Origin of the sequence: Cryptosporangium japonicum, from assembly GCF_039524755.1 — a bacterium.
In the GTDB taxonomy this organism is placed as follows: Bacteria; Actinomycetota; Actinomycetes; order Mycobacteriales; family Cryptosporangiaceae; genus Cryptosporangium; species Cryptosporangium japonicum.
This window is the reverse complement of record NZ_BAAAGX010000046.1, coordinates 36,461-56,474: the sequence shown is the minus strand read 5'-3', so window position 1 is coordinate 56,474 and position 20,014 is coordinate 36,461. Positions and strand designations below refer to the sequence as shown.

Below are 20,014 nucleotides of genomic sequence, written 5' to 3'. Positions count from 1 at the left end.
CGGGTGTCCCTCCCCGTTCGATCGTGGCGCGGACCGACGTCGGGCCGCCGCGTGGCGGCGGCCCGATGTCGGTGATCAGTCAGGTGTGGATGTTCGCGGTGGCCTGGCGGACGTCCGCGGCGGCGTTCGTGTCCTGCAGCTTGTAGTCGACGGCCGCGCTGATGACGTTGGTGCCCATGTTCTCGGCGTCCTTGACCAGATCGTCGATCTGGTCGCTGACCGCCTGGTTGAACGACGTGCCGATCTCGGTCGGCTTGAAGTAGTTGAGGTTCAGGGCTTCCAGCACGTCTCCACCGGCCAGGCGCTGCGCCTCGAGCTCACGCAGCCGTGCCACCGCGGCCGCCGCCTTCCCTCCGTTGTCGACGACCGCGCCGTCGAGCCGGCCGCCCTTGTGGGCCAGTTCATCGGTGTCGCCGGCATCAACCCAACCCATCGGCTTCCTCCCGTTTCAGCGTTTCCCGTACGTCCGCGTCGTGCATGCGGCCGAGCTTCCAGGCGTTCCACTTGCCTGGCGCCCGCTCACGCAGGTCCGCGGGCAAGGTGCGCTCGAGGATCTCGGCGCTCTGGGACATGACGTCGTCCGTGGCCGCGCGGACCGTGGCCACGATCGCGGCCGACAGCGCTTTGGAGTTCGGGTTGCGGTACACCCGGGCATCGACGTCGAGTTCGAGCAGGTGTCCGCGGGGGCCCACCACGGCCTTGATCAGGCCGTCCGGTGACCAGGCCGTGCCGGTCAGCGCGAGCGCCTCGCGTTGGGTCCGCTCGGCGTTGCGGACCGCGGCCTGCAGGTCCTTTGCCATCGACGAGATCGCGGACCAGTCGGTCTGGTCGCCGCGCGGAATCTCTACCACCTAACTCAACTCTCCCCGTGTTTCACTACCTTCCCCGCCACCGCGCTGCGGCTGGGAACGATGATGACCGTGTTGTCACGGTAAACAACCCGACCGTACCGTGGGGCTCAAATCGTCACAGTGGACTACGACGCCGCGGCCAGCAGGTCGCGGTAGGTGTTCCGCACCACCTCGAGCCGCTCCCGGTCGAAGCGGTACGGCTCGTCCGCGTAGACCAGTCGCCCCAGGTCGGTGCGCATCGCCTCGGCGGGCACGGCGTCCGCGTCGTCGGGGAGGAACGCGAGTACCTCGTCCATCGCGGCGGCCGCCGCCGAGATCGTGGCCCGCACCTGCCGCCGGGCGGCCGGGTCCAGACCGGACGCGTCGGCGGGCACGGATCCGGCGTACCGGTCGGCGACCCAGAGCCACTCGCCCGGATCGAGCAGTTCGGATGGTGTCCCGTCGCCGTAGCGCACCTCGCCGGGCGGCGGCAGCAGCACGTCGGGCGGTAGGCGGAACACGTACTCGCGGTACCGGCCGCAGGCCGGGCACCGGCCGTCGTACCGGCTGCCCAGCGTGTCCCCGTCGTCGAGCTGGACGATCGCGAGCGAGCGCGGGAACTCGCGCTCGCCGCACACGCAGGGGTGGAGGTCCAGGTACACGTGGGCCTCGTCGCTGGTACGGGCCAGCGGGGGCCGCGGATGCGCGGTCGGCACGGGAACGACTGTAACCGTCAGCTCGGCACGCGCTCGTAGTAGAGCGCGGAGATCTCCGCCCACTCGGCGAGCCGGGCCACCTGCTCCCCGGACACCTGCACCTCGAGCGACGTGTGCGGGTTGACCAGCATCGTGTACTCCGCGTCCGGCCACGCCGCGGCCAGCTCGAGCAGCGACGAGCGCGCGGTCGGCACCGATCCGCCGAGCGTCGCGTCGGCGAGCCGTTGTTCCGAGGTGAACACGCCGATCGCGGGACCGTCGACCGGCAGTTCCGGCACCAGCGGCATCGCGGCCCACGGGAAGTACGGGTCGTCGAACACCGGCTCGGAGACCGGGCGCAGCGTCGGCAGCAGCACGTCGGCGACGACGAGCAGGTCGAGGATGAGCGCGCTGTTGCGGGTGGCCATCGCCGTGGCCAGCTGCTCCTCCCACTCGCCGGCGGGTGCGTCGTCCAGGTCGCCGCCGGGCAGGACGAGCAGCTCGGGCGGGGCGGGGGAGACCACGTCGAGTTCACCGGCCGCGATCGACGCGACGGCGGTCACCGGCAGCACCGCCTCGATCGGCAGGCCCGGGTCGAGCGCCAGCCACCACGCCTCGTCCGGCCAGTCCCGGACCAGCAGCGGGTAGTCGACGCGCAGCACGGTGTCGGCCTGCCGGCCGATCACCCGCGCGACGCCCTCGGCCGACGTGAACGCGAGCAGCTGGGTGCGCCCGTCGCGCTCCCGGGTGAGCAGCCGCCGGTCGGGTTCGGTGGTCGCCGGCAGGTAGAGCGTGGCGCCCGCGACGAGCTGGAAGTACCGCTGGGTGTGCTGGCGCAGCAGCGCGTGGTGCATCAGCAGCTCGGTCTCGTTCGCCGGCTGCCACGGGCTCGCGCCGTTCGCCGATTCACTCACCGCGCGCCCTCTCGACAGCCGGATGTTCCGGGCGGAAGCCTAACCAGAGCATCGACATCATCGGATACGGTGCTCACCGGCCACACCCGAGAATCAGACGGAGCCATGGCGCGCACACTTCTCGTCTCCTCCCGCCGTCCGGGAGCGTTACCCACGCTCGCCGACGCACTGGAGGTCGTCGAGCCCGGGGAAACGATCTCGCTCGACGCGGGTGAGTACGCGTCGGCGGTGTCCCTCCGGGACACGACGATCACGCTCACCGCTCTCGACGACGCGGGGGAGGTGACGATCGACGCCACCGGCCTGGGCCGCCCGGCGCTGGAGGCCCGCAACGCCACGGTCACCGTGCGGGGGCTCGTGCTGCGCTCGTCCGACGGGCCGGCCGTGCGGGCGTCCGGCGGCCGGCTCGAGCTCTCCGACTGCCGCCTGGCCGCCGGTTACGGCGCCGCGCTGACCGCGGAGGACGGCGCCGACGTGGCCGCGGAGAACTGCACGGTCACCGCCGGCCAGCACGGCATCGTGTTCTCCGACGCGACCGGCCGCATCGACGGGTGCACCATCTCCGACGTCACCGACGACGGCATCATCGTCCGGCTGGGCGCCGACCCGACGATCGTCAACACCACGGTCACCGGCACCGGCTACCGCGGTGTGTACGTCTACCAGTCCGGGCGTCCCACGCTGGACCGCTGCGAGATCGCCCGCACCGGCGACGTCGGGCTGGCCGCGGTCTACGACAGCAAGCCGACGGTCCGCTCCTGCCGGATCCATCACACCGGCGGCGTCGGCATCCTGATCGGCACCGGCTGCGGCGGCACGATCGAGGCCTGCGAGTTCGAGGCCACCGCCACTCCCGAGATCGAGGTCGAGCCGGGCGCGAACCCCACGATCAGCGCGAACCGGGAGCCGGGCGCCGGTGCTCGCGACGACGCGGCGGAGGCCCGCCAGGCCGAGGTCGACACGCTGCTCGAGAAGCTCGACGCGATGGTCGGCCTCGACGGGGTCAAATCCGAAGTGCGCGCGCTCATCGACGAGATGCAGGTGAACGCGTGGCGGCGCGACGCCGGGCTGTCGGTCGGCGCGGTCAGCCACCACCTGATCTTCACCGGCGCACCCGGTACCGGTAAGACCACCGTCGCCCGCCTCTACGGGCAGCTGCTCAAGAGCCTCGGTGTGCTGCCCGACGGCACGTTCAAGGAAGTCTCCCGCCGCGACCTGGTGGGCCAGTACATCGGCCACACCGCCGAGAAGACGGCGGCCGTCGTCGACGAGGCCATGGGTGGCGTGCTGTTCATCGACGAGGCGTACACGCTCTCCCGGTCCAGCGGCGGCGGCGCCGACTTCGGCCAGGAAGCCATCGACATGCTGGTGAAGCTGATGGAGGACCACCGTGACCGGCTCGCGGTGATCGTCGCCGGTTACACCACCGAGATGACCGCGTTCCTCGACACGAACTCCGGCCTGGCGTCCCGGTTCGCGAAGACGATGGAGTTCGCCAACTACGCCCCGGCCGAGTTGACGCTGATCAGCGAGCGCATCGCCCGCGCCGACGACTACGAGCTGGAGCCGGGGCTCGGGGACGCGCTCTACGAGTACTTCGCCGGCATCGACCGGGGGCCGAACTTCGGCAACGCCCGGGAGGCCCGCAAGCTGCTCGAGGGCATGCGCAAGGCGCAGTCCGGCCGGCTGCGCAAGCTGGGCCGGGTACCCACCCGCCAGGACCTGCAGACGCTGACGATCGACGATCTGCTCGCCGCCACCGGCGCATGAGGACGCGCGTCCTGGCGGCGGTGGCGGTGCTGGCCGCGCTGCTGGCACCGGGCGCGCCGGCGGCCGCCGCGGACCAGTGCGCCGAGTCCGGCAAGCCGCTTCCCGGCGTGCCCTGGCCGCAGCAGCGCCTCGAACCGGAGACGCTCTGGCCGGTGGCGTCCGGGTCCGGGGTCCGGGTCGCGGTGCTCGCCTCCGGGGTGGACGGCGAGCACCCGCAGCTGCGTGGCCGGGTGTCCGGCGGCGAGGATCTCCTGCCGGGCGACACGTCGTCGCCCTCGACCGACTGCCAGGGCTTCGGGACGCGGGTCGCGGGGGTGATCGCCGCCGCCCAGGTGACCGACATCGGCTTCCACGGCCTGGCGCCGAAGGCGACGATCGTGCCCTACCGGGTCGCCACCGGCGAGGTGATCACGCCGGCCGAGGGGGAGAACGACCGCACGGCCGGCACCCCCGGGACGCTCGCCGACGCGATCCGGGCCGCCACCGAGGCGAAGCCCGACGTGCTCGTCGTGCCGGTCGTCACCTACGTCGACGACCCCGAGGTGAAGTCCGCGGTGGCCTCGGCCGTCGCCGCCGACATCGTGGTCGTCGCCTCCGTCGGTGACGGACCGCCGTCGCCGGACGGGCCGGTCACCCCCTACCCGGCGGCGTACGACGACGTGCTCGGCGTCGGCCCGATCGACGTCGTCGGAACGCTCGGCGGGGTGACGGAGACGCTGGGCGGCACCGGCGTGGTCGATCTCGTCGCGCCCGGCGACGCGATGCTCTCCACCCAGACCGGCGGCGGGCTCGCGCAGGTCGACGGCAGTGCGTACGCCACCGCGTACGTGGCCGGCGCCGCGGCGCTGGTCCGGAGCCGGTGGCCGTCGATGCCCGCGACCGAGGTCGTGAAGCGCCTGCTCGCCACCGCGGCGCCGATGTCCGCGAGCGCCGGGCACGGCGTAGTGAGCCCGGCGCAGGCGGTCTCGGAGATCATGGCGACCGGTAGGCCGGTCGCGGTCCCGTCCGACCTGGCCACGGTCGCGCCCGACGCGGCCGCACGGGCGGCCCGGGACCGCAGCACGGCGATCGAGGCCGCGGTGGCGGCCGCCGTGGGGGTGGTCGCGGTGCTCGGCCTCGCGTTCGCGATCGCGCTGCCGCTCGGGCGCCGGCGCCGCTGGCGGCCGGGGATCGCTCCGCGCCCGGAGGAACACCCGGAGGACGACGTGCCGGAGCCGCCGCGCCAGCTGTTCGAGGACCGCCGCTGACGCTCCGCACCCGAGACGGCCCCGGTGCACCGCACCGGGGCCGTCTCGTCGAGGTGTTACGCCAGGAAGCGGGCGCCGACCTTCTTGTCGAGCTCGTGCATGTCGATACCGGCCTGCCCCACCTTCGGGGCGAGCTGGGTCTGCAGCACGTTGCGCAGCCCGTCGGCACCCTGGTGCCACTGGGTCTTGCACTGCTCGAACAGCGCCTTGCTGTCCGGGCTCTCCCAGGTCATGCTCGCGAACGCGGCGTCGACCTCGGCGAGGTTCGTGTCCATCTGCTTGCAGAACGAGGCGATCGCCTCGGAGACCAGCTGGACACCTTCGAATTCGTAGAAGATGTCATCTGCTTCGAGCGGCATGGTGTGCTCCTCTCCGTCGGCTCAGCGGCCGTTCAACGCGCTGATGATGGGGCTGTTGATGTCGAAGGCCGACGTGAGGTTGTTGAGCTCCGACGCGGCCTGTCCGTCCTGCCCCGAGTACTCCACCGCACCTTGGGAGACGTGCGAGGCGATCGTGTTCAGCGCGTTGAGGATCTTCTTCAGGTTCGCGTCGATCTGCGGAGCCGCTGCCTGCAGCGCCTTGCCCGAGTCGCCACGCATCGAGGCGGCACCGGTCGTCTCGATCGTCATCAGCAGGTTCGCCAGGTTGGCCGCGATGCCTTCGCCGACGTTCTCCGCCTTCTTCGCAGCGTTCTGCATCGAGCTGGATTGAGCTTGCAGAGCCATTGCGAAATCACCTCTCTCCATGTTCGAGCGAATGTCGCTCCATTGGGGAGGCGGCCGCCACCGCATCGGCCGCCGCCGTACTTAACGTAGACAACTTCGGCAACTCGTGGATCATCTTTCGCGCCGCTCGTCCCTCATCCGACCGGTGTGACGGCGTCCGCGCGGGTGAGCGCCGGCCCGGTCGGGATCCGGCCGAGGAGCGCCCGGGGCATCGAGACCGCGTCCGCGTCGGTGTAACCGAGGGCCGCCAACGCGTCGCCCGACTCGACCGGGAACCGCTTGCCCTGGTCGGTCACCAGGGAGTACGTCCCGCTCTCCCGGTCACGCACGACCGCGGCCCGGCCCGGCGGCACGCTCACCCGGTCGGCCAGCATCGCGCCGTCGGTGGTCTGTTTCGCGGTGACGATCGCGCCGGTGTCCGCGCCCTCGCCGGACGACACCGCGAGCGACGGCGCGACGTCACCGGCGGCGTCGAACGTCGCGCAGACGCTGCCCTCGGCCGGCACCTCGAGTGGGGTGGGCCGGCGCTCGGGGGCGCGCTGCGCGGTCGGCGAGGTCGAGGCGAGCCGTTTGCTCACCGGCACCGCGGCGATCTCGCTCGGCGGGATCTCGACCGGCGTCACCGCACGCTCGGACTTGAGCAGGTCCATCTGCAGCGGGGTGAGCCGGGCCAGCCCGTCGTCGGCCACCAGGTAGAACGTCTCGCTCCCGTCCCGCCGGTCGACGCCGACGTCGCCGACGGTCCGCCGGGGCACCTTGGTGGACGGGTCGCCGGCCTTCGGGACCGCGATCCGGCCGATCGGGTCACCCTCCGGGAGCGTGTTCAGCCAGGCGCTGCCGACGTCGACCGGGGACGTCCCGCTGGTGAACAGCGCCGCCACCGCTTTCGGGGCGGTGAGCCGGTAGCGGTGACCGTGCCACACCAGGTACTCGGCCGGCTCACCCTCGGCGGTGCGGCCACGCACGTAGAGGCTGCGGTCGCCGACCGGTGTCCCACCGGCGGCCACCCGACCGACCAGCAGCGCGGTGGCCACGGTCGCCTGCCCGGCGGCGTCCTCCGCGGGCAGGCGGCAGGCGGCCCAGGCCCCGGTGAGCAGGTGCTTGGTGTCCGGGAGTGACGAGGGCGCCCCGACGATGCCCACCGGCCGGCCGCGCGGCACGTCGGTGAGCGAGTTGCGCGGCACCGTGAACGTCTTCGACGCGCCCTGCCCGGAGATCAGCAGCGCGCTCGCCAGGTTGACCGTCGGCGTCAGGCCACCGCCCAGGTAGACGAACGTCGCGCCGGTCTCCTTCTCGACGACGACCGCGTTGTCGAACTGCCACCGGTTGCTACCGGTCTTGGTCAGCAGCCCGTAGATGCCGAACGCGGCGGCGACGATGACCGTCACCATCACGCCGATGAACGCCGCCCCGACGCCGCGGCGCAGCGGGGACTGCGCCGGGTCGGTCTCCCGCATGATCAGCGCGGAGATCGCCCGCTGCAGCATGAACTGGTAGGAGTGCAGCTGGTCCTTGCGTGAGGCCACGCCGGCTCACCGCCCCAGCGAGGCGAACAGCCCCTGCACGTAGCCGTAGAACCCGGTCAGCGTGCAGGCCACCGGCAGCAGCGACACCAGCAGCAGCACGTCGAGGATGTCGGCGAACCGACCGATGTAGGGCGACGGGGTGCGCCGGCTGTAGAGCAGGCCCGCGCCGAGCACGGCGGCGCCGACCAGCAGGGCGAGCGGCAGCGTCAGCAGCATCGCGCCGGAGAGGGCCAAGCCGGCGAACAGCAGCGCGAGGCCGACGCAGCCGCCGATCAGCAGCGGCAGGCGCTGGCGCGGCGTCGGGAAGAGCCGTCCGCGCAGCAGCAGCGCCAGCGACGCGATCACGACCAGGGCCGGCGCCGAACCGCCGTCGGCCGAACCGAGCAGGACACCGACGCAGACGACGGTGACGACCCCGACCGCGAGCAGCAGACCGGTGAGCACCTCGTCGGCCCGGGCGACGGCCGCGAACACCTCCGAGCGCCGGGGCACCGGGTCGTCGCGCAGCAGTTCCTCGGTGCGCTGGGGCAGCGCGGGCATCGGCAGCTTGCCGATCCGCATCGAGAGCAGCGGGTAGCCGGGCAGCAGCGTGATGCCGATCGTCAGCACGATCGCGGCCACGCCGGCCGTCGACATTCCGGTGAGCACCCCGAGGAGGCCGCCGATCAGGCCGAGCAGCCCGGCGGCGATGCCGGCGACGAACGCACGCCCCCTGGCCCCGACGCCGAAGTAGCCGATCAGGCCGGTGGCCGCGAGCGTCACCGAGCCGAGCAGGAGGTCGGGAGCGCCGAGATCGGACAGCTGCGAGCCGCCGGGCGCGGCCAGCACCGCACCGCCGAGGAACGCGTACAACAGGCCGGGGGCGGCGACCGCGACGCCGGCCAGCGCGTCGCCCGCGGCCCGGGCCAGCACCGTGCCGACGACGGCGAGCAGCAGCGCGACACCGAGCGCGAGCCCGCCGGGCAACTGCCACGGCGGACCGGACGCGGCCACGCCGACGACGCCGAGCGACAGCGCGCTCGCCCCGACGGCCAGCGCCGCCCGGCGCGTCGCCGGGCCGCCCCACGAGCGCCCGTGCCGTCGCGCGCCGCTCGCGATCGCCTCGACGACGTCGTCGTACTCCAGTTCCGGCCACTCCGAGCGGCCCGGCACCAGGTGCAGCACGTCCCCGTCACGGACGCCCTGACCGGCCAGGTTGCGGTCGCTCGCCAACCGGGTGCCGGTGGCGGTGTGCAGCACCCAGCCACCGTGACGCTCGCCGTCGTCGGCCGCGCTCTCGCCGGCGTGCGCCAGCAGGCTCGGCAGCAACTCGGCGACCGCGAGGTCTTCGGGTAACGCGACGTCGATCCGGCGTTTCGGGGTGCTGATCGTGACCCGAGCCAGCGCGGTTCCGAGGGGGACCGTCACGCTGTGGTACCTCCGGCGCAGAACGGATGGCGTGGCGAACGGGGCCAACGTAGCAGCCGTTGCATGCGGCGCGCCCCGATCACGGTGGTGGCTATTGTGCACTCTGTGCGGAAGCTGCCGAGCCGATCGGCTGCGAGAGAGGACATCGCGTGGCGACCGTGATCGTGAAGCGTCCCCCGCGTCAACCGGCGCCGGACCTGCCGGTCGGCGAGGTGGTCCTCGAGCCGCCGCCGGAGGCGCCGCAGCCCAACAACCAGGGCTGGCAGCGGGTCATGATGATCATGCCGATGGGCGCCGGTGCGGCGGCGATGGGCCTGATGGTCGGCAGCGGGCGCGGTGGGGCGCTGGCCTACGTGGCCGGCGGTCTCTACGGCATCTCGATCCTCGGCATGATCGCCGCGCAGCTGGCCAACCAGGGCGGTGGCCAGAGCAAACGGGAGATGGTCGCCGCGCGTCGGCAGTACCTGCGCCGGCTCAGCCAGTTACGGGCGGCGGTCCGGATCACGATCCGGCAACAGCAGGAGGCGATGTTCTACCGCCACCCCGATCCGGACGCGCTCTGGTCCACGGCGCAGTCGGCCCGGCTCTGGGAGCGGCGGTCCTCCGACGGTGACTTCGGCGTGGTCCGGATCGGACGCGGCGCGCAGGAGATCGCCACGCCGCTCATTCCGCCGGAGACCCAGCCGGTCGACGACCTGGAGCCGCTCTGCGCCAGCGCGCTGCGTCGTTTCGTCACCACGTACTCGGTCGTCCCCGACCTGCCGGTCGCGATGGCGCTGCGCGGCTTCTCCCACGTCTACGTCCGCGGCGACGAGGAGCGCGTGCGCGGCATGGTGCGCGCGCTCGTCGCGCAGGTGGCGACGTTCCACGCCCCCGACGAGGCGCTGGTCGCGCTGTGCGTCGCCGAGGACCGCCGGGAGCAGTGGGAGTGGGCCAAGTGGCTCCCGCACGCCCTGCACCCGAAGCGGACCGACGCGGTCGGGCCGGTCCGGCTGGTGACGCCGTCGGTGACCGCGCTGGAGGCGATGCTCGACGACGTCCTCGCGCACCGGCCCCGGTTCAACCCGAGCCTGGCGGCGTCGCACGGCGCGCACCTGGTCGTCGTCCTCGACGGCGGGGAGACGGCCGGCTCGGACCACCTGATGGCCGAGGGCGGCGTCGAGGGCGTCACGATCGTCGACATCGGCAACCCGCCGCCGCGCATCCTCGACGCGTCGACGATCGTGCTGGACATCGACGCCGACGGCACGCTCTCCAGCACGACCATGGACGGCTCCTCGCCGATCGGCCCGGCCGACGGACTCGGCCCGATCGAGACCGGCGCCCTGGTGCGCGAACTGGCCCCGCTGCGGCTCTCCGCGGCCTCGGTGGCGGAGACGCCGCTCGTCGGCGAGCTCGGCCTCGCGGAGCTGCTCGGACTCGGCGATCCCTTCGACTTCGACGTCGAGCGGGCCTGGACGGCCCGCCCGAACCGGGACCGGCTGCGGGTGCCGATCGGCCTCAACCCCGACGGCCGCCCGATCGAGCTGGACCTCAAGGAGTCGGCGCAGGACGGCATGGGGCCGCACGGCCTGCTGGTGGGCGCGACCGGCTCGGGCAAGAGCGAACTGCTGCGGACGCTGGTGCTCGCGCTCGCGGCGACGCACTCGTCCGAGACGCTCAACTTCGTCCTCGTCGACTTCAAGGGTGGCGCGACGTTCACCCAGCTCGACCGGCTGCCGCACACCAGCGCGGTGATCACCAACCTCTCCGACGAGCTCGCGCTGGTCGACCGCATGCAGGACGCGATCTCGGGCGAGCTGATCCGGCGGCAGGAGCTGCTGCGCTCGGCCGGCAAGTACGACTCGCAGCGCGACTACGAACGGGCCCGCGCGAGCGGCGTACCGCTCGCGCCGCTGCCCAGCCTGCTCATCATCTGTGACGAGTTCAGCGAGCTGCTCACCGCGAAGCCCGACTTCATCGACATGTTCGTCCAGATCGGCCGGGTCGGGCGGTCGCTCGGCGTCCACCTGCTGCTGGCGTCGCAGCGGCTGGAGGAAGGCCGCCTGCGTGGCCTGGACTCGCACCTCTCCTACCGGATCGGCCTGCGGACGTTCTCCTCGATGGAGAGCCGCGCCGTGCTCGGCGTCCCGGACGCGTACGAGCTGCCCCGTTCGCCGGGCAACGGGTACATCAAGGCGGGCACCGACGGGTTGATCCGGTTCCGGGCCGCCTACGTGTCCGGCCGGTACCAGCGCGGAGAGGACCGCACCCGGTCGTCGCGCACCCGGATGACCGACCCGGTGCAGGCCTACACGAGCCGCTACCAGGCCGGGCCGGCTCAGCTCGACCCGGAACCCGAGGTGGTGACCGAGACCGAGGACACGCCGCAGGGCGAGACGCTGCTGCGGGTGCTCGTCGACCGGCTCGCCGGCCGCGGCGCACCGGCTCACCAGGTGTGGCTCCCTCCGCTGGAGGAGCCGCCGACGCTCGACCAGCTCCTGCCGCCGCTGGTCACCGACCCCGCTCGCGGGCTCACCGTGGCCGCGGGCGAGTGGCGCGGCGCGCTCCGCGGTGTCGCCGGCCTGATCGACCGGCCGTTCGAGCAGCGCCGTGACCTGCTCGAGGTCGACCTGAGCGGAGCGGCGGGCAACGTCGTCGTCGCCGGCGCACCGCAGTCGGGCAAGAGCACCCTGCTCCGGACGCTCGTCGCCGGTCTCGCGCTCACCCACACCCCTCGTGAGGTGCAGTTCTACGGCCTGGACTTCGGCGGCGGCGGCCTGACCGGGCTGCGCGACCTGCCCCACGTCGGCGGGGTCGCGTCCCGGCGCGACGTCGACCAGGTGCGGCGGACGATCGCCGAGATGCACACGCTGCTGGCCATCCGGGAGCGCACGTTCGCCGCGCACGGGGTCGACGGCATGGCCACCTACCGGCGGTTGAAGCGCGAAGGCCGCTTCGCCGACGATCTGTTCGGTGACGTGTTCCTGGTCGTGGACGGGTGGAGCACGCTGCGGTCGGAGTTCGAGGACCTGGAGCCGGTCGTCACCGAGCTGGCCCAGCGCGGGCTCGGTCACGGCATCCACCTGGTGGCCTCGGTCGGCCGCTGGATGGAGTTGCGCCCGGCGGTGCGCGACACGTTCGGCGCCAAGCTCGAGCTCCGGCTCGGTGACCCGTCGGACTCCGAGATCAACCGGCGGGCCGCGCTCAACGTCCCCAAGGACGCCACCGGACGGGGTCTCACGCCGGACGCGATGCACTTCCTCACCGGCCTGCCGCGGATCGACTCCTCGACCGACCCGTCGAACGTCAGCGACGGGGTGGCCAAGCTGGTCCAGCGGATCCGCAACGAGTGGCCGGGAGCGGCGGCGCCGGCCGTCCGGTTGCTCCCGCCGCTCCTGCCGTACCACGCGCTGCCCCCGGCCGGATCCGATCCCGAGCGCGGGCTGGCGATCGGCATCGCCGAGGCGGACCTGCAGCCGGTCCGGCTGGACTTCGACGCCGAGCCGCACCTGCTGCTCTTCGGGGACGTCGAATCGGGCAAGAGCACGTTCCTGCGCTGCCTGGCCCGGTCGGTGACCGAGAAGTACACGCCGGCCGAGGCCCGGATCATCGTGCTCGACTACCGGCGCAGCCTGCTCGGCGCGATCAGCGGCGACCACCTGATCGGGTACGGCACGTCCGCGGCCGTCACCACCGACGTCGTGCAGCAGGTCGTCAGCGTGATGAAGAGCCGGCTGCCCGGGCCGGACGTCACCCCCGACCAGCTGCGCAACCGCAGCTGGTGGACCGGGCCGGACCTCTACCTGCTGATCGACGACTACGACCTGGTCGCCTCCGCCGCGACCAGCCCGCTGCTGCCGCTGCTGGAGTACCTGGCGCAGGGCCGGGACATCGGGCTGCACGTCGTCCTGACCCGGCGGATCGGCGGCGCGTCGCGGGCGATGTACGACCCGTTCGTCGGCCGCATCCGGGAGCTGGCGTCACCGGGCCTGATGATGTCCGGACAGCGGGAGGAGGGCGCGCTCTTCGGCACCCTCCGGCCCCAGCCGCTCCCGCCGGGCCGCGCCTGGCTGGTGACCCGGCGCGGCGGGAACCAGCTCGTGCAGCTGGCCCATCTTCCGGCGGAATGATTCTCGGGCGTAACACGGAGCATCTAGGCTCACGGTGGATCTGTTGCTCCACACGGGGGCCGCGCACATCGCGGGGCCGGAGCGGGACAGACGGGAGGTCGGTATGGCCGGCGACGATTTATCGGTCAGCGCGAAGAAGCTCGGCGACTGGGCGCTCGAGATGATCACGTACTCGGCGCCGGCGGTCATGCCGGCGAAACTGCAGCTGGCGCCCATGGATCAGACCGCGAGCGCCGCGTTCGCCGGGCTCGAAGACGCGAGCTCGGCCGGGTTCTTCGCCGAGGGCAAGGTCATGATGGCCGGCATCGCGAAGCAGAAGGCGGCCTTCGACCGGCTGCTCGACGACCTGGAGTTGGGGCTCAGCGCGATCGGGCAGGCCGCGAACGTCTGCGCCTACACCTACGGGACGCAGGACTGGGAGTCGGCCGAGAAGCTGAACCTCATGGGGTACGCGTTCGCCGACCCGACGGCCAAGCAGCCGCCGGGCCTCCCCGGGGGCGTCGGCGACACGACGATGCTCGACCAGCGGGTCACCGGCGAGCAGGCCACCGGCACCGACGCCGAGGCCGACGCACCGGGCGGTCAGTCCATTTCGGTCGGTGGCGGCGTGCTGACGATGTACCCGGACCGCTCCACCCGGATGGTGCGCACCGAGACGGTCAACGGGGTCCCGCGGTCGGTCACCACGATCACGTCACCGACCGGCGCGCTGGTGAGCACCACGACCACGACCTACACGGCCGACAAGGCCGGCCGGGTGGCCCCCAGCACCGTGGTCGAGGTCCGCGCGGGAGGCACGAGGGTCGACGAGCGGGGCAAGACGGTGCGCGCGGCCGACGTGACCACGACCACCAGGACCGTCACCGCGGACGACGGCTCGAAGACCATCACGAAGGAGGTGAGGGTCGGCGAGGGCAAGGACGCCCCGACCACCAAGATCGAGGTGCACGTGGAGAAGCCGACCTACACCCCGCCGGTACCGGAGGAGCGAGGCCCGGTCCAGGAAGCGGTGGAGACGTTCCCCGGGACGTCCGACGTCAACTGGACCAAGGGCTACCAGCACGGCGTGCCCTCGTTCTGACCACCGCGGAGTCGACACATGCCTGACAAGCCCCAACCACCGTGGTTCGGCTACGACTCGGCGGAGAACACTCGTCTCGACGAGCTCCGCCGGCAGGGCCGGCGGATGGGCGAGAACCCCACCGAGTACGACACGTCGCAGTCGGTCGTGCCCCATCTGCAGGAGTACGACCAGACCTGGAACCCCACCGGGAACCCCACCCAGCGGGGCCAGGCCGCCTACGACTACCAGCACAAGGAGGACTACCTCGGTCGCACCGGCGCCGACGGATCCAGCGTCGAGGCCATCTACACCCGGATGATGGGCCAGAAGACCGGCCCCGTTCACGACCTGGCCAACTACTGGTCGACGATCGCGTCGTCGCTGCACGAGGTGGTGATGGAGGTCAACCGGCGCGGCACCCAGGCGCAGGGCTTCTGGAAGTCGCCGGGCGCCGAGGTGTTCATGGCCATGGGGCCGGGCGCGGCGATGAAGTCGGCGAGCGACTGGTACCAGGCGGCGTTCCTCACCGCGAACATCCTGGCCCAGCTGACCGTCGACATGCAGCGTGAACAGGGACGCATCACCGCGCTGCTGAACGAGTTCGACGCCGAAGCCAAGGGCCTCGAGGACGCCGTGAAGGCGCGGAACAAGATCGAGAACCTCGAGGATCTCGAAGGCAAGCCGCAGCAGGCCGACTACATCCGGAAACTCGCGGCGATGACCGAGAAGTACACCTACCAGGCGCAGGTCATCGAGCGCGCGATGGGCGACGCCTACTGGGACGCCTACAACGCGATGGCCGGCACCACGCCCGGCATCTACGAGGGGCCGACGAACGCGGTGGTGGCGCCGCTGTACAAGTTCAAGGACATCGGCAACCAGCCGGGCACGCCCTCGGTCGGCAGCCTCCCGATGACCCCGGGTACACCGGGCGCCCCGCCGCCGGGCGCGGGCAAGCCCACGCCGCCGCCACCGGCCAAGCCGTTCACCCCCGGCGTCGGTCCGGGGAAACCGGCGGACGTCGGGAACCCGGCGCCGCCCCCACCGCCGACCACCCCGATCGGGCCGGTGCCACCGGCGCCGCCGCCGGTGGTGACTCCACCCGCTCCACCGGCGCCGCCGGTCACGATCGTTCCTCCCACGCTGACGCCGACCGTCACACCGCCGATTCCGCCGGTGGTGACCCCACCGGCGGCGAAGGTGTTGCCGCCGAAGCTTCCGACCCCTCCGGTCGCACCGCCGGTGGCCCCGCCCGGGGCGCTGCCGCCGGCGCTGGCGAAAGGCGTGCTGAAGCCCGGCGTCCCCAACCAGCCCAACTTGCCGACGATGCCCGGGCGCGGAGCGCTGCGCCGGCCCAACCAGCCGGTGCTCGGCGGGGCCCGGCCGAATCAGCCGAACCTGCCGTCGATGCCCGGCGGGCAGCGGCGTCAGCCCAACCAGCCGGGGCTGCCGGGAGCACCCGGTGGACGCCGGACGAACCAGCCCGGCCTGCCGTCGATGCCCGGCGCGCAGCGGCGCCCGAACGCGCCGGGCGGGTCCGCGCAGCGACCGGGTACTCCCGGGTTGCCGGCCTCACCGTTCGCCGGGCGGCGCGCGCCGGCGACGCCGTCGGTGCTCAACGGGCGCACCCAGCAACCGGGAGTGCCCGGTGGGCGTCCCGGCTCGGGCACCCTGCCGCCGGGTGCGACCCGGCCGGTGCTCGACCGGCCGCAGCCCGGCCGTCCGGGAACGCCGGGTCAGCCGGGGTCGCGGACGCCGGGGGGCGCGAGGCGGCTGCCGGGCGGTCTGTCGGATCCGCTGCGGCTCACGTCGCTGACCAGGCCGTCGAACCCGGTGCTCAATCGGCCGCTGGCCGGGAAAGCCCCGTTCAGTGCGGTCGGGGTTCCGGACGCGCTCCGGGGCGCGTCGCGCGACCCGGGTGCGACGAACCAGGACGAGCGGCCGCTGGTGCGTGCCGACCTCGTCGCACGCGTGCACGGTGTCGAGCCGGTTCCCACCGCGGAGACGCCGCTCGACGTCCAACCGGTGCGTGACGAGGACGTCTTCGCGCCGGAGACCCCGGGCGGCGGCGTGCTGGCCACCGGCACGAACGAGAAGGGCTACCGGCCGGAGGAGCGGGCCGCGCTGCCCGGAGCCGGCTGACCGCGCCCGCAGCGGCCGCTCCGATCGGCGGCCGCTGCGGGCGGGAACGTCACCGCGTGGGGGCGGCGGCGTCCGTGCGGTGCGGGCTGCCGAACTGCTCGCGCTCGATGCGGGTGAGCTGCGTCCAGACGTAGCGCGAGCCGCCGTCGTCGAACAGCGCCAGCATGTCGTCCTGCAGGGCGCTGACCAGGGCCGCGGACTCCCGATTCAGCCGGAGCAACGGCGTGGCCGCGGTCACCTCGTCCATGGTCAGCCGCTGCACGGCGACCAGGCCGGCTTCCCGGATCGCCGGGAACGCGTACGCGGTGAGCTGCGGCACCACCGAGAGCTGGGCCTGCCACGGCCCCAGCGTGCCGCGCACGGTGCCCCCGAGCGCGTTCCCGTCCTGCACGACGAGCGCGGGCGCCAACGACGACGACGTCGCGTGGAACGGGGTGTCGAGCGGTGCGACGCGCACCCGGTCGTCGGAGCCGGCCGCCCACCGCCCGAAGCCGTTCCACGCGTCCGGACGCGCGGTGAGCACCGTGACGGTGGCGCCGAGCGCGAGCGTGCGGAACACCAGGATGCGGGCCGCCCAGAGCCCGCCGACCAGCACCATCCGGGTCGGCTCGGGCTGGAACAGGCGCGCGGTGGCGACCGTGTTGTCGGCGTCGTAACCGAGGACGAGCCCGGCCGCGCTGGTCGACGGCGAGAGCAGGCGCAGTGCCGGGGCGTTGGCCACGTGCGCCCCGACCGCGAGCCGGGGCAGGAGCCCCAGCCAGCGGCCGCGACGGCGCCGGCCGGCCGGGGCGACCGGGGCACTGTAGACGGTGCCGGAGGGGGAGTCCGGCGGGTCGGGTGGGGCGCTGGGGACGGCGGCGGTGAGGCGCTGCGGTGCCGCGGCGGCGGTGGCGGCGGCGACCGCGGCCGAGCGGGCCGCCGCTTCGGAGGGGGCCAGTACGCCGGGTTGTGCGGTGACGCCGCCGGGGGCGGTGGCTCCCGCCGGGGGTGTCGCGGCTGCGCCGGGCACGGTGGGGACCGGCGTGCCGGGCGCTGGTAGCCCAGGCGCGGGTGTGCCGGTCGCGGGTGTGCCGGCCGCCGGCGCGCTGGGAAAGGCGGTGCCGGGGGAGGGTGCGCCGATGGCCGCGCCCGAACCTGCGGTGGGATGGGCCGTGGGGTACGAGGGCGCGGTGGTCGGGCGGGCCGGCACGGCTTGGGGTGGGGCGGCTTGGGCGGCGGCCGGGTAGCCGGTGGGCCCCGTGGCTCCCGGATAGCCGGCCGGAGGGCGCACCGAACCCGGCTGTCCCGGCGGCGCCTGCACCGGGTACCCGGCCTGCGCGGGATACCCGCTCTGCGCCGGATAGCCGCCCGGCGCCGGATACCCGCTCTGCGACGGAGGGGCGATCTGGCCGGGCCGGGGCACGCTCCCCGGCGGCACCGCACCGCCGGACGGGGGTGCGTAACCCGGCGGCGGGTACCCGGGGGCGGACACCGGCCGCGAGGCGAGATGAGGCGCACCCGCCCCGGGAGGCCCGGACACCTGGCCGACCCCACCGGGCGGAGCCGTCCCCCACGTCGGGGTACCGCCCGGCCCGGCCGGCTGCGGATGCGGCGGCACCGGCGCCGCCGGCGTCACCGGGCTCTCCGGCGGAACCGGGGACCTACGCTCACCGGACTCGGGTTGACTCATGCCGGCCCCACCGCCGTCGGGGCGGTCGCGTACGCCGCCGGTGACTGCTCTCCGTCCAGCGGGAACACGTGCGCCCGCACCGCACGGGCGGCCGAACGCAGCCCGTCGGCGGCCGCGCCGATCGCCTCCGGGCTGTCGACGACCCGGGCCAGACACCGGATCTCCGCCCCGGTCGGCCCGGGCACCATCGTGACGCTCAAGCTGGTCATCACCGCCGGCGACTGGTACAGCTCGGCGAGGAACCCCGCGGCGGCGTCGAGCTTGGGCCACGACCGGATCCAGAAACTGCGGTGCTCCAGCCCGGCGGCGCTCCAGCCGCGCCACGTCTCCTGCGCGGTCCGGCGGTCGGTCCCGGCCGGTGTCACCTCGACGGCGAGCGAGTGGACGAGCGCGTCGAGCAGCCCGTCGCCGTCGAGCGCGCGGTAGCCGAACCCGTTGCGCTTCAGCACGTTGCCCACCCGCCGGACCAGCGCGCCGAGCACCGCGGGCACCTCGCCGATCGCTTCCGGGGTCTCGATCGCCACCTCGGCGACGGCGCGGGCCTCGATCCGGACCGCCACCCAGCACGACTGGTCACCGACGCTCACCGGACGCACGGCGGCGGTACCGCCGAACGGGCGCACCAACTCCTGGTACGACTCGACGCACGGCCCGCTGACCCCGGCCGAGTTGCCCGGCGTCGTGTGCACGAGCACCTGGACGACGGTGCCGGGTTGTTCGGCGTCGGCGAGCGAGCGGGCCAGCAGGTCGAACGGCGGCAGGTCCTGGGCCGGCCCGCGCAGCCCGCGTGGCGGGGTGAGCGCGACGACCGCGAACCAGCCCCCGGCGTCGCGCCCCACCCCGAGCCGGGTGCCGCCGACCGCGTCCACCGTCTCGACCGTGAGGTCCGGGGCGAGGTCACGCAGGGCGGTCAGCCGACGGTCGCGTACGGACGGATGGGCGGTGGCCCGACGTCGGCGGAAGCGGGACCGCAGCACGAGTTGTTCGAGCAGCCATCGGCCGCGGAAGCGGGCGAAGACCAGCAGCGGCAGGACGACCGCGAACCCGTACAGCACCGGGCGGGGCCAGCCGGACGCCCGCCAGCCGAGAACCGCGAGCACGAGCGCCGATTCCAGCGCGACGATCTGTAGGACGTGGACCGGACCCAGATGACCCGGCCGACGTCGGCGGCGTAACGTGGCCGGCTTCTGTTCCGCCGGCCGCCGTGCGCCCACTTGAGCGACCGCACGGACGCGCGGCGCTTCCAGCGTGGACATAATGCTCCCCGTTGTGTTCCCCCGATGCACCGTACCGCCGGGCAGCGCTGCCCGAAGTGGCTACCGGGGTTCCGCCTCGTCCGATTCGGTGCTCCAGGTGCCGTCGTCACCGACGCGCGGCGGCTGCACTCCGGTGACCAGTGTGGTCAGCGCGGCGGGCACGTCCTCGCCGAGGAACCATTCGCCGCCGTCGTCGAGCGAGAAGACCCGGCCCTGCTCGTCGATCGCCAGCACCGCGTCGTCGTCGCCTTCGATGCCGAGCGGGAAGAGGGCGACGCCGAGTGCCCGGCCGAAGGCCTGCAGGGTCGCGGCGCAGGGCGGCACCATCGCCGGGTCGATAGCGAACGGTCGGCGGCGCAGCGCGACACCGGGCCCGTCCTGGTCGACGTAGAGCGCGCCGAACTCCAGCAGCGCCTGTTCGGCGGCCGGGAACGCGAGGTGCCGTGCGCCGTTCGCGGCGGTGCGCTCGGTCACCGTACGGATGGTCTCCTCGACGACGTCGTGCACCTGGCGGCCGTCGCTCCAGCCGGCCTCGCGGAGGACGGTCTCGACCTCGCTGGGGAACCGCTGCACCGTTGTCCTTCCGGTCGTTGGCCTTCTCCGCGCCGCTCGACGAAGAACCGGCGCTGGGACCAACCTAGTGGCCATGTCCTACTCT

At 73.4% G+C, this 20,014-nt stretch carries 16 protein-coding genes; 5 read left to right on the top strand and 11 right to left on the bottom strand.

All coding sequences use genetic code 11. From position 1 onward, the window contains the following. Positions 1-79 precede the first annotated feature (79 nt). The 4 genes from ABD437_RS40770 to ABD437_RS40755 all read right to left on the bottom strand — a co-directional run bounded on the left by ABD437_RS40770 (position 80) and on the right by ABD437_RS40755 (position 2,439). Positions 80-433 (bottom strand): hypothetical protein, encoded by a 354-nt coding sequence (locus ABD437_RS40770; RefSeq protein ID WP_344654352.1) that lies wholly within the window; start codon positions 431-433, stop codon positions 80-82. Then, complete coding sequence (locus ABD437_RS40765; RefSeq protein WP_344654351.1) at positions 420-851, bottom strand: YbaB/EbfC family nucleoid-associated protein; 432 nt, start codon at positions 849-851, stop codon at positions 420-422. Before ABD437_RS40765 ends, ABD437_RS40770 begins: the two co-directional genes overlap by 14 nt. 125 nt (positions 852-976) lie before the next feature. Beyond that, a complete protein-coding gene (locus ABD437_RS40760) occupies positions 977-1,546 on the bottom strand; it encodes a hypothetical protein (protein WP_344654350.1) in 570 nt (189 codons plus the stop codon). A 17-nt stretch (positions 1,547-1,563) separates the two neighbouring features. Further along, on the bottom strand, positions 1,564-2,439 hold the full coding sequence (locus tag ABD437_RS40755; RefSeq protein ID WP_344654349.1) for an SseB family protein: 876 nt from the start codon (positions 2,437-2,439) through the stop codon (positions 1,564-1,566). Between the two features lie 105 nt (positions 2,440-2,544). On the opposite strand from ABD437_RS40755, the gene ABD437_RS40750 reads away from it, so the two are divergent. Further along, positions 2,545-4,209: a right-handed parallel beta-helix repeat-containing protein gene (locus ABD437_RS40750; RefSeq protein WP_344654348.1), complete on the top strand. Its 1,665-nt coding sequence runs from the start codon at positions 2,545-2,547 to the stop codon at positions 4,207-4,209. Beyond that, on the top strand, positions 4,206-5,456 hold the full coding sequence (locus ABD437_RS40745; RefSeq protein WP_344654347.1) for a S8 family serine peptidase: 1,251 nt from the start codon (positions 4,206-4,208) through the stop codon (positions 5,454-5,456). Before ABD437_RS40750 ends, ABD437_RS40745 begins: the two co-directional genes overlap by 4 nt. Positions 5,457-5,512: 56 nt before the next feature. Here ABD437_RS40745 and ABD437_RS40740 read toward each other — a convergent pair whose 3' ends face one another. From ABD437_RS40740 to eccD, 4 genes are all read right to left on the bottom strand, one after another. Continuing rightward, positions 5,513-5,815 carry a WXG100 family type VII secretion target gene (locus ABD437_RS40740; RefSeq protein ID WP_344654346.1) on the bottom strand — a complete coding sequence of 101 codons (303 nt, stop codon included), beginning with the start codon at positions 5,813-5,815 and terminating at the stop codon, positions 5,513-5,515. A gap of 21 nt (positions 5,816-5,836) precedes the next feature. Beyond that, positions 5,837-6,181 carry a WXG100 family type VII secretion target gene (locus tag ABD437_RS40735; protein ID WP_344654345.1) on the bottom strand — a complete coding sequence of 115 codons (345 nt, stop codon included), beginning with the start codon at positions 6,179-6,181 and terminating at the stop codon, positions 5,837-5,839. 134 nt (positions 6,182-6,315) lie between these two features. After that, positions 6,316-7,707 (bottom strand): type VII secretion protein EccB, encoded by a 1,392-nt coding sequence (gene eccB / locus ABD437_RS40730; RefSeq protein WP_344654344.1) that lies wholly within the window; start codon positions 7,705-7,707, stop codon positions 6,316-6,318. Positions 7,708-7,713: 6 nt separating this feature from the next. Further along, a complete protein-coding gene (gene eccD / locus ABD437_RS40725) occupies positions 7,714-9,114 on the bottom strand; it encodes a type VII secretion integral membrane protein EccD (protein ID WP_344654343.1) in 1,401 nt (466 codons plus the stop codon). Positions 9,115-9,263: 149 nt separating this feature from the next. Between eccD and eccCa the strand changes: the two genes are divergently transcribed. The 3 genes from eccCa to ABD437_RS40710 all read left to right on the top strand — a co-directional run bounded on the left by eccCa (position 9,264) and on the right by ABD437_RS40710 (position 16,431). Beyond that, positions 9,264-13,226, top strand: a complete 3,963-nt coding sequence (gene eccCa, locus ABD437_RS40720; protein ID WP_344654342.1) for a type VII secretion protein EccCa — start codon at positions 9,264-9,266, stop codon at positions 13,224-13,226. A 103-nt stretch (positions 13,227-13,329) separates the two neighbouring features. Next, positions 13,330-14,307: a hypothetical protein gene (locus ABD437_RS40715; RefSeq protein WP_344654341.1), complete on the top strand. Its 978-nt coding sequence runs from the start codon at positions 13,330-13,332 to the stop codon at positions 14,305-14,307. An 18-nt stretch (positions 14,308-14,325) separates the two neighbouring features. After that, positions 14,326-16,431 carry a hypothetical protein gene (locus ABD437_RS40710; RefSeq protein ID WP_344654340.1) on the top strand — a complete coding sequence of 702 codons (2,106 nt, stop codon included), beginning with the start codon at positions 14,326-14,328 and terminating at the stop codon, positions 16,429-16,431. Positions 16,432-16,480: 49 nt separating this feature from the next. Here ABD437_RS40710 and ABD437_RS40705 read toward each other — a convergent pair whose 3' ends face one another. From ABD437_RS40705 to ABD437_RS40695, 3 genes are all read right to left on the bottom strand, one after another. Then, a complete protein-coding gene (locus tag ABD437_RS40705) occupies positions 16,481-17,902 on the bottom strand; it encodes a hypothetical protein (protein ID WP_344654339.1) in 1,422 nt (473 codons plus the stop codon). 194 nt (positions 17,903-18,096) lie between these two features. Continuing rightward, a complete protein-coding gene (locus ABD437_RS40700; protein WP_344654338.1) occupies positions 18,097-19,314 on the bottom strand; it encodes a type VII secretion protein EccE in 1,218 nt (405 codons plus the stop codon). Between the two features lie 102 nt (positions 19,315-19,416). Continuing rightward, the gene (locus ABD437_RS40695; protein ID WP_344654337.1) at positions 19,417-19,929 is read right to left on the bottom strand and encodes an SUKH-3 domain-containing protein; all 513 of its coding nucleotides are present in this window, start codon (positions 19,927-19,929) and stop codon (positions 19,417-19,419) included. Between the last annotated feature and the right edge of the window lie 85 nt (positions 19,930-20,014).